The sequence below is a fragment of the uncultured Rhodococcus sp. genome (genome assembly GCF_963525155.1).
GTDB lineage: Bacteria > Actinomycetota > Actinomycetes > Mycobacteriales > Mycobacteriaceae > Rhodococcus_F > Rhodococcus_F qingshengii.
In genome coordinates this window covers 21,380-31,387 of the sequence record NZ_CAURKP010000012.1, presented here as the reverse complement: position 1 = coordinate 31,387, position 10,008 = coordinate 21,380, and the positions used below count along the sequence as shown (strand labels likewise).

At 63.0% G+C, this 10,008-nt stretch carries 8 protein-coding genes; 2 read left to right on the top strand and 6 right to left on the bottom strand.

All coding sequences use genetic code 11. From position 1 onward, the window contains the following. Window positions 1–48 precede the first annotated feature (48 nt). Entirely contained in the window at window positions 49–843 is a 795-nt protein-coding gene (locus RWT78_RS04945) for an LLM class F420-dependent oxidoreductase (protein ID WP_080909443.1), read from the top strand. On the opposite strand, the gene RWT78_RS04940 is transcribed toward RWT78_RS04945, so the two are convergent. Genes RWT78_RS04940 through RWT78_RS04930 form a run of 3 tightly spaced genes read right to left on the bottom strand, consistent with a single transcriptional unit; the run spans window position 765 to window position 5,082 of the window. Further along, window positions 765–1,994, bottom strand: a complete 1,230-nt coding sequence (locus RWT78_RS04940; RefSeq protein WP_314674356.1) for a CoA transferase — start codon at window positions 1,992–1,994, stop codon at window positions 765–767. The genes RWT78_RS04945 and RWT78_RS04940 overlap by 79 nt on opposite strands. Beyond that, on the bottom strand, window positions 1,991–3,706 hold the full coding sequence (locus RWT78_RS04935; RefSeq protein WP_314674355.1) for an acyl-CoA dehydrogenase family protein: 1,716 nt from the start codon (window positions 3,704–3,706) through the stop codon (window positions 1,991–1,993). Before RWT78_RS04935 ends, RWT78_RS04940 begins: the two co-directional genes overlap by 4 nt. Next, window positions 3,706–5,082 (bottom strand): MFS transporter, encoded by a 1,377-nt coding sequence (locus RWT78_RS04930; protein ID WP_003946054.1) that lies wholly within the window; start codon window positions 5,080–5,082, stop codon window positions 3,706–3,708. Before RWT78_RS04930 ends, RWT78_RS04935 begins: the two co-directional genes overlap by 1 nt. Before the next feature lie 146 nt (window positions 5,083–5,228). Here RWT78_RS04930 and RWT78_RS04925 point away from each other — a divergent pair, with 146 nt between their 5' ends. Further along, a complete protein-coding gene (locus RWT78_RS04925) occupies window positions 5,229–6,107 on the top strand; it encodes a LysR family transcriptional regulator (RefSeq protein ID WP_003946037.1) in 879 nt (292 codons plus the stop codon). Here RWT78_RS04925 and RWT78_RS04920 read toward each other — a convergent pair. Genes RWT78_RS04920 through RWT78_RS04910 form a run of 3 tightly spaced genes read right to left on the bottom strand, consistent with a single transcriptional unit; the run spans window position 6,104 to window position 9,983 of the window. Next, window positions 6,104–7,795 (bottom strand): acyl-CoA dehydrogenase family protein, encoded by a 1,692-nt coding sequence (locus tag RWT78_RS04920; protein ID WP_276117468.1) that lies wholly within the window; start codon window positions 7,793–7,795, stop codon window positions 6,104–6,106. The two genes, RWT78_RS04925 and RWT78_RS04920, sit on opposite strands and share 4 nt — an antisense overlap. A gap of 10 nt (window positions 7,796–7,805) precedes the next feature. Continuing rightward, window positions 7,806–9,311 carry a long-chain-fatty-acid--CoA ligase gene (locus RWT78_RS04915; protein WP_314674352.1) on the bottom strand — a complete coding sequence of 502 codons (1,506 nt, stop codon included), beginning with the start codon at window positions 9,309–9,311 and terminating at the stop codon, window positions 7,806–7,808. 36 nt (window positions 9,312–9,347) lie between these two features. Then, window positions 9,348–9,983, bottom strand: coding sequence for a TetR/AcrR family transcriptional regulator C-terminal domain-containing protein (locus RWT78_RS04910; protein WP_030537647.1), 636 nt, complete (start codon window positions 9,981–9,983; stop codon window positions 9,348–9,350). Window positions 9,984–10,008 lie beyond the last annotated feature (25 nt).

Here is a 10,008-nt window from a genome sequence, read left to right as displayed (position 1 = left end):
CCGGCCATGATGGGAGAAGACAACCATTCCTCTCGTCAGGAGCGTGGCATGACTCGTCCGGTACGCATCGGTGTTCAACTCCAACCCCAGCACGCACCCGATTACGGGTTGATACGCGACGCCGTCTTGCGGTCCGAGGACGCCGGGGTGGACATCGTCTTCAACTGGGACCACTTCTACCCGTTGACCGGCGATCCCGACGGCGCACACTTCGAATGCTGGACCATGCTCGGCGCCTGGGCCGAGCAGACCGAACGCGTCGAGATCGGCGCCCTGGTCACCGGTGGTGGCTACCGCAATCCGGATCTGCTGGCCGACATGGCGCGAACCGTCGACCACATCAGCGGTGGGCGCCTGATCCTCGGTATCGGTGCCGGCTGGTTCGAGAAGGACTACGACCAGTTCGGATACGACTTCGGCACTCCCGGTTCACGGCTGAAACTGCTGGGCGAATACCTCCCCCGCATCACGGGCCGCCTGGCGAAGGGCAACCCGCCGCCGACGCGCAACATCCCGGTCCTCATCGGGGGTGGTGGCGAGAAGAAGACCCTGCGCCTGGTCGCCGAGTACGCCGACGTCTGGCACAGCTTCGGTGACCGCGAGACACACCTGCGCAAGTCAGGCATCCTCTCCGACCATTGCGCCGACGTGGGCCGGAACCCGCTGGAAGTAGAGCACTCGGTTCCGTGGCCTGGGCTCGAGAATGCTGCTGACCTGGTCGCCGACGGCGTCTCGCTCTTCACCGTCGGCGTCAGCGGACCGGACTACGACCTCACGACGCTTGCCGAGGCCATCGGTTGGCGCGACGACAACACGCCGCCTGCGTTGAGCGGGCTGGCCTGAGCGGTACCAAGGACTGCGTCATTGTCGGCGCCGAGAACGGGCGGCGCCGACGTCAGACGTGGCCTCTGGCCGGAGAAGTTGACCGGAAAGGCCACTTGCTTCAACGGTCCGAGCGTCGGATGGGCGACGGTTCCGACCATGCCGAGCGCGGCAGTGTGGGGATCGGAGTAGATCTCGTCGAGATGCCGGATCGGTGAGACCGGTACGGCGCGTTGGGCGAGAAGAGCGCACCAGTGTTCGACGGTTTCCGATGTGAAGGCGCTGGTGAGTTCTCGTTCCAGACTCTCGCGGTTCTCCACCCTGTCGCGGTTGTGGGCAAAACGCGGATCGGTGACCAGTTCACTCCTTCCGATGGCCTCGCACAGCGACGCCCACATCGCGTCGTTGCCGACAGCGATGACGAAGTACCCGTCGCTGGCAGGAAATGCTTGATACGGAGCAAGATTCGGATGACCGGAGCCCAACGCAGTTGGGCGCTCACCGGTGGCGAAGTAACTGGTCGCCCAGTTGACGTGCATCGCGAGTTGGCACTCGTACAGCGACGTGGTCACGTACTGTCCGCGTCCGGTCCGGCCTCGCTCGACCAATGCGGCCAGGACACCGACCAGTCCGAAAAGTGCTGCGCCCAAGTCTCCCAACGCAAATCCGGATTTCATCGGAGCGCCGCCGGGTTCACCGGTGAGCGACATGAGCCCGCCCGCGGCCTGCGCGATCATGTCGTACCCCGGTTCGTCGCGCAGCGGTCCTTCTTCACCGAAGGCAGAGATGTGCAGGGTGATCAGATGCGGGTATCGCTCGGACAGTGCCTGGTAGTCGAAGATCTTCTGTAATCCGCTGCCCGGCTTGAAGTTCTCCACGACTACATCGGTCTCTTCGAGCATGCGGTGGATGATCTCCTGCCCTTCGGTGGACTTGAGGTCGATCGTGACCGACTTCTTACCGCGGTTGATCGCGAGGTAGTAGGCGGCATCTACCCCGACGAAGGGAGGCCCCCACGAACGCGTGGGGTCGCCGCCTTCAGGGTGTTCGATCTTGGTGACGTCGGCTCCAAGATCGGCAAGCGACATGGTTGCGTACGGCCCGGCAAGGATCTTCGACAGATCGAGCACGCGGACACCGGCCAAGGGTTTGGGTCCTGTTGGAGAATTCACCGATGACCTCCTGCTACGGAGAGGAACTCGGCTATGACGTCACGTGCATCATCCAGCTCGACGTCACCGCCGTCGGTGATCACGTCGAGATTGCCGAGTGCAGCCGACGGCACCTTCCCCACAAGACCGGCCAGGTAGGAATTCGCCACCAGCAGTGACCGGTACCCGCGACCTTCTCGGATGCCGTGATCCGCAAGGTCGAAGAGCAGGGTCGCCATGACGGTACGAGCCAACTCGTCGGAGTACCTTGCACTCGCAGCCTGCGCGGCATCGTCAGATCCGGAGATCAGACGATCTCCTTCATCGACCAGTTCCTCCCAACGCCGCAACAGAACTCCGGACCCGGCTTCGCAGTCCGGTCCGACGGTGGACAGGATGTCGGTCATCGCTCCCGCGACCGTGCGGTGCGAGTTGAACTTGCGTAGGCACCGAAGTACGTCCAGCGCAATGACATTGCTCGAGCCCTCCCAGATCGAGCCCAAGTGGGCATCCCGCACGAGTCGCGCGTTGACCCATTCCTCGATGTACCCGTTTCCTCCTCGGACCTCCATTGCCTCGCCGGTGACCACCCGCGCGCGTTTGCAGACAAAGTGTTTGGCGATCGGCGTCAGTACCCTGATCAGCGCGCGCGCCTGTTCGTCCCCTACGTCTGCAGCCTGAAGACACTGTGCGCTGTAGGCGACGAGAGCCAGCGAAGCCTCGGCATCGAGCGCAAGGGGGAGAAGTGTCGCACGCATCAGCGGCTGGTCGAAGAGCCTCTTACCGAACACGACTCGACTCTTCGAATGTTCGACGGCTTCACGGACTGCTCGGCGCATGAGAGCGCTCGAACGCATCGCATTGGAGAGGCGAGACGTGTTGACCATCTCAGCCATCTGGCGGAACCCTCGATCGAGTTCACCGACCTGGAGTGCGTGCGCGCGGTTCAGCGTCACCTCGCCGCTCGGCATGGAACGCGTACCCAGCTTGTCCTTGAGACGATCGATCGTGAGGTTGTTGCGCTCGCCGGATCCCAAGGTCTTGGGCACCATGAACATTCCAACTCCACGCGTCGAACCATCCTGTCCGCCCGGGAATCTTGCGAGGGTGATGATCACATCGGCATCCGGGTTGGAGGCGAACCACTTCTTGCCCGTCAGAACCCATCCGTCACCGTCGCGCTCGGCGCGTGTTTCGGTGCAGGCGATGTCGGTGCCTGCCTGAATCTCGGTCATGAACATCGCACCCGTCTTCGCCTGCTCGGGGTCCGTCGACGTCAACGCGTCGATCCATGGCGAGAACACGGCCGGATCACCGAACATACGCAGGGTCCGCGCAGCAGCATCTGTCATCGATACCGGGCAGGCCAGCCCGAACTCGGCCTGCACGAAGATGTACGACGCGAGGTACTTCGCGAGTGGCGGATGCACGGAGTCCCATCCGTGCAACCCTTTTCGGTGCGACATGGCGGACAGGCCGTACTCGTTGTACGCCGCCCGGCACAGTTCCAAGTAGGCCGGGTGATAGGAAATCCGGTCGACGCGGTCACCGGCCTTGTCGAATTGCTGCAGCACCGGCGGGTTCTTGTCCGCGATGTCGGCAAGCTCGGACAAACGGCCGGCTGCATCTCGGCCCAGCCGGTCGAGCAATCCGTTCAACGTCTCTCGGTCCGCCTCGGCGGTCCATCTGTCCACTACCGCTGTCAGAGCGGGGTCGGTGTGTGCAAAGTTCATCAGTGGTCAACGCCTTTCAGGGTGGAAGCATCGGTCATGTTCGAGGAGCTCGTCGACTCCAGCCCGGGCGCTTGCGCATGCAGCGCACTCCTGCGCAACAAAGCAGTCATACAGACAAGGGAGAGAACGACATACACGAGCCCTAGAGCTACGACCGGCCAGATCGAGTTGGTTCGCGTCAGCAGATACTGGCTGACCATCGGGGCCGTTCCGGCAAATACGGCGGTCGACAATTGGTACGACAGAGAGATGCCGGTATACCGAACATTGGTGGGGAAAACCTGTGCCAGGATGCCGGCCAACGCGGCGTAATACATTGCGTGAGGCGCCGTCGCGAGGACCATCCCCAGAATCGCCAAGGGCACGGAGCCCGTCTGAACCAGCACGAACATCAGTGGTAGGAGCACGATTTCCGGAAGCAGCATCCAACGGACCGCTTTCGACGGATCGATCCGCGTGGCCAGCACAGCACCGAAAGGCTGTACGAGCGCCTGGGCTACCAGTGCCACGGTGATCACGAGGAGGAAGTCACTACGCTCGAAGCCGAGATCCGTTGTCGCCCAAGAGAGCGCAAAGGTTGTCTTGACGTACGTGATGGCAACACCGGCAACCACAGCGCCGACGCCGAGAGCAAGTTCGACGGGATGCGAACGCAACACTTCGACCAGCGGCATCCGTGTACGTTCCTGTGCCGCAACAGCCTTCTTCATCTCAGGTGTCTCGGAGATGTGCAACCTGATGTAGAGAGCGACGATCACCAAAGCTGCGGATCCGAGGAACGGCAGACGCCAACCCCACGACTCGAACACGGAATCCGACATCAACGTCAGGCCGAGGAAGGCCAGCGTCGCGAGCAGGTTGCCGACCGGTGAACCCTGCTGCGCAAACGCGCCGTAGAGCACCTTCTTCTTCGGGGGAGCGAATTCGGTGGCGATCAACACGGCACCGCCCCATTCGCCGCCCATGGCAATGCCCTGGAGAACACGCAGTGCCACAAGCAGTATCGGTGCCCAGATCCCGATCTGGGAGTACGTAGGGAGGAGGCCGACACCGACAGTTCCCAACCCCATGAGCGCGAGGGTGATGATCACGGCGTTCTTGCGACCGAACTTGTCTCCGAAATGACCGAACACCACTCCGCCGACCGGACGAGCCACGAATCCCACGGCAAAAGTCGCGAAGGCTGCGAGTGTCCCCACCGCCGGCGACGCATCCGGGAAGAACAGCGGGCCGAGCACCAAGGCGGATGCGGTTCCGTAGATGTAGAAGTCGAACCATTCGATGGTCGTTCCGACGAACGCCGTGATTCCGGCCTTGCGTGCCTGTTTGGTGTTGTATTCAGGCGGATTGGTGTCTTGACCTGGGTTTTGATCCACGGTTCTCCCTGATTCTCGCGTCGGGCATCACCAAGGGATGCAATGTGAGGCGTGAATCACTATCGTCCGAAATCCATGTAGAGTCCAAGACTTAGTTCGACTCATTTATGTGGGAGAACCACATAATGAAGACCGGGAGGAGCGACATGGAATTGCGTCAGCTGCGCGCGTTTCTCGCAGTCGCCGACGAACTTCATTTCGGCCGGGCCGCCGAGCGACTCCACATCGGGCAGTCCCCGCTCAGCCAGACCATTCGGGCGCTCGAGCGCGAACTCGGCACCGACCTGTTCGTCCGGACCACAAGATCAGTGCAACTGACCGCAGCCGGCGAAGCCTTGGTCACGCCCGCACGAATCATCGAAGCGCAGATCGCCGTGGTACGAGAAATCGCATCGGCCGCGTCGACTGGCGAGACGGGCCGTGTCACAGTGGGTTTCGGCGGAACAGGCGGCTACACCGTCCTATCGGCCCTCACACGGTCCTTGGCCGACTCCCATCCGGGAATCGAACTGGAACTACGGCCGCAGATGTACTCGGGTGAGGTGCTCGACGCTCTCCGACGCGGAGCACTGGACATGGGCATAGTCGGCCTGCCCATTCCGCGCGGATTCGAGACACACACGGTGCGGGAGGAAACCTTGATGGTCGCGGTTCCTGCGAGGCATCACCTCGGTGCGCATGACTCGGTGTCACCGGAAGACCTGGCAACCGAGCGATTCGTGATGTATCCCGCCGAGCACGGCTCGGTGGTGCGCGATGCGACGTTGTCCGTTTGCGCCACAGCAGGTTTCACGCCCACCGTCGCGCACGAAGCCCCCGATCCGTACAGCCTGTTGGCCATGGTCGGAGCGGGGGTCGGGATTGCCGTCGTCGTGGAGTCGACGGCGCATCTGTCCATGGACGGGGTCGTGTACCTGCCGATCGCCGGGGCCACGCCCACGCTGAAAATCGCGATGGCATGGCGACCCAACAATCCGACGCCGGCAGTACACACCGTCACCAGGGTACTGAGGGAGCAGCCTTAGGCTCTCGCGAGAATTCCCGCGAAATCTGTTCCCACAGGCAGAGTTCCGTACTCGTGACCACGGTCGGCGCCGAGGCGAGCGGCAATGAACGCATCGGACGAAGCGGCCGGGGAGTGGCGCACCATGAGCGAAGCCTGCAGCGCCAACGCCATTGCCTCGACGACGGTCCGAGCGCGGAACTGGGCGTCGGCAGGTGCCATCGTGGCGAGCTCACCGAGTTGGCGTCGTACCCGATCGAGGTGCTGATCGAGGACCGGGTTGTTGCCGCGGGCGAGGTTGATCTCGTGGTCGAAGGCGGCAACGGAGTCGGGTTCACGGGTCATCGCGCGCAGGACGTCGAGCGCGATGACGTTGCCCGACCCCTCCCACACGGCCATGACGGGCTGCTCACGGTAGCGACGGGCAAGCGGGAAGTCCTCGGTGTAACCATTGCCGCCCAGGCACTCGAGGGCTTCGTAGGAGTGGTGCGGGCCGCGCTTGCAGATCCAGTACTTCGCAACAGCCGTCGCGAGTCGGCGGAACGCCTTTTCCTGCTCATTCGCGTCCTCGTCCTGCGCACGGGCCAATCGCAGTGCGGTGATGGTCGCGGCTTCGGATTCGAGAGCCAGATCGGCAAGCACCGAGGTCATCGCCGGCTGATCTGCCAGGACGGCACCGAAAGCGCTGCGGTGCCGTGCATGCCACACCGCTTCGGCGACCGACTGACGCATACCTGCCGTGCTGCCGAGGATGCAGTCGAGTCGCGTCTGGGACACCATTTCGATGATGGTCCGCACGCCACGACCCGGTTCGCCGATCATGGTGCCGACGGTGCCGTCGAGTTCGATCTCGGACGACGCGTTGGACTTGTTGCCCAGCTTGTTCTTCAGACGCTGGATACGGAAGACGTTGCGTGTGCCGTCGGGCAGGATGCGGGGGAGAAGGAAGCAGGAAAGTCCCTCGCCGGCAGCACCTTCGGCCTGAGCAAGAACCAGGAAGGCGTCGGACATCGGCGCGGAGCAGAACCACTTGTGTCCGGTGAGGAGGTAGTCCGCACCCGGGCCGCCACGTCCGGCCGGCTTGGCGATGGTCGTGTTGGCTCGCACGTCGGAGCCACCCTGCTTTTCCGTCATCGACATTCCGAAGATCGCGGATGCCTTTCCGGGAGCATCTAACTCGGGGGTGTAACTCCGAGAAAGGGCACGCGGGGTCCAGATGGCGGCTACATCGGGTTGCAGCTCGAGCGAGGGGATCACAGCGTGCGTCATGGAGATCGGGCACGCGTGGCCCGGTTCGACCTGGGAGAAGAGCATGAATGCCGCGGCCCGAGCCACGTTGGCACCCGGCTTGGGGTCAGCCCAGGCAGAGGTGTGAGCACCGTGCGCAACGGCGGCAGAGATGATCCGGTGATACGACGGATGGTATTCGACCTCGTCGATGCGGTTTCCCCAGCGATCGAAGGTCTTCAATTCGGGGATCACCGTGTTGGCCAGCTCGGCGTCGTGCTGGAACCCGGCACTGCCGACCAGTTCACCGATATCGGTGAGTTCACTGGTGGCCCAATCGGCGTCGTGACGCGCGACGCCTTCGACCAGGACCGTATCGAGCACGAACTCGTTGACGTCCGTGCGCGGTACCGACTGGTTGAGCACTGCATGGGTGCGATGCGGAGCCGGGTGGGTGACGGTCTTCTCGGAAATATCAGTCATGACAGGCCTTTCAGCTCGCTGCGCGGATGAGGTGCTTCTGGATCTTGCCGGTCGGTGTACGCGGAAGAATCGTCGCGAACACCACTTCACGCGGAATCTTGTAGCGCGCCAACTTGTCCGAGAGATAGTCCTTGATGTCGTCGGCGCTGATGACATCCGGTTCACGCCAGACGACGTGCGCGACGACGGTCTCGCCCCATTCTTCGTTGGGTTTTCCGACAACGGCGACGTCGACGACGTCCGGGTGGCCGGAGATCACGTCCTCGACCTCCTTGGAGTAGACGTTCTCGCCGCCGGTGATGATCATGTCCTTCGCACGGTCGACGATGAAGAGGTAGCCGTCCACATCCTTGCGCGCCAGATCGCCGGTGCGGTACCAACCGCCGTCGGCAAATGCAGCCTTCGTGGCAGCGGGGTCGTCGAGGTAGCCCTGCATGACGGTGTCGGCGCGCAGCCAGATCTCACCGATCTGATCGGGCTCCGCGTCGGTGCCGTCATCGGCAACCAGGCGCAGGTCGACGCCGGCCAGCGCGACGCGGCCGATCGAGCCCGCCTTGCTCAACTGCTCTTCGGGGTACAGCACGGTGCCCACTGGCCCGGTCTCGGTCATGCCGTAGACCTGCCGGAATTCGGTGGTGCCGTACGACTCCACCAGTCGCCGAGCGACATCCGCACCGATCGGTCCCCCGCCGTACAACCACGCACGAACGCTTCCGAGGTTGTAGTCGGCAAAGTTCGGCACGAGGTTGAGTGCAGTGGTGTAGATGACCGGCGGGCCGAAGCAGAGGGTAATGCGTTGTTCCTGAACTGTTTCCAGGAATTTGACGGGATGGTACTCGCGCAGCAGCACGACGGTTCCGCCCATGTAGAGCGTGGACATGAACCAGTTGTTGAGCGGGGAAGCGTGCCAGATCGGGACGGCCATGAGCAGTCGCTCGTCCCGAGTCGTCGACACGGCGAGGGCCGCGGTGACGGCAACACCGACGACGTTGCGGTGGCTGTGGACGCAGCCTTTGGGCGAGCCGGTAGTCCCCGAGGTGTAGAGGATTTCAGCCGGATCGTTCTCGTCGATGTCGATACCGTCAACGCCGTCCTGGCGGGTGATGGCGTCGTCGAAGAAGTCGAAACCGTCTGCGACAGAGTCCGTGCTGATCAGCTTGGCCGTTGTCTCCAGTCGACCGACAACCGGCGCCAACTCACCGTCGAAGACGCACACCGACACCTTCGCGTGCTCCAGCACGTAGGCAACTTCCGGAGTCTGCATCTTGTGATTGATGGGGACCACGACGGCGCCCAAGCGCCAGGCACCGAGCATCGCGTACACGAATCCCGGAGTGTTGTAACACATCAGCGCGACGCGGTCACCCGGCTGCACGCCCAGCGACTGCAAATAGCCCGCGGCACGTCGACTTCCCTCCTGAACCTGGGAGTACGTGTGATCGTGACCGTCGAATATCAGGAAGGGTTTGTCCGGGGTCTTGGTGACGTTGCTGTCGAATACGCGAACGATATCCATCGAAGTCCTTGTCGGAGAATCACGCTCGAAGAGAGTTCATTCCATCGAGCTGTTGAGTACGGCGTCGGGTATCTGGAGGGTGGCGAAGATGACGGCAACCGCCTCCTCGAGGGAGTAGCCGAAGCTCTCGCCGGTGGCAGTCTTCTGGATGACGAGGCCGAAGATCGCAGACCAGAAGGCCTTGGACTCGACGTCGATGCCCGCGCGCAGCTGCCAGCCGGTGCGGATCAAGGTGCGGAGGAGGGCGGTTTCGCCCGAGGAGTGCAGAGTGCGAAGCGTTTCGGAGATCAGGTCGCGGAGTTCACCACGACGACCCGTCATCATCATCGCTTCCACGAACAGTTCGACACTGGGAGCGCCCGAGCCCAGGAGGGATCCGACCAGCTTCTCGGTGTAATCGCCGACCGTGTCGGCGTCGGCGGCATCGACCTCGGCACGCTTGCCTGCGCGCAGAACGGCCGCGCACGCCACCTCGACGAAGAGCTTTTCTTTGGAGCCGTAGTAGTAGGTCACCTGGTTGGGATGGGCGCCGGCGGCCGTGCAGATCTGCGCGATGGAGACGCTGTCGCCGTGCTCGAGGAACAGCTCGGTTGCGGCGTTGAACAGCGCCATGCGCGTCTGCTTGCCCGACTCACGCGTCGCGCGCGCTGCGGGAACTGCCTCGGTGGCCATCACGAACTCCTACTTGTTTGTACGA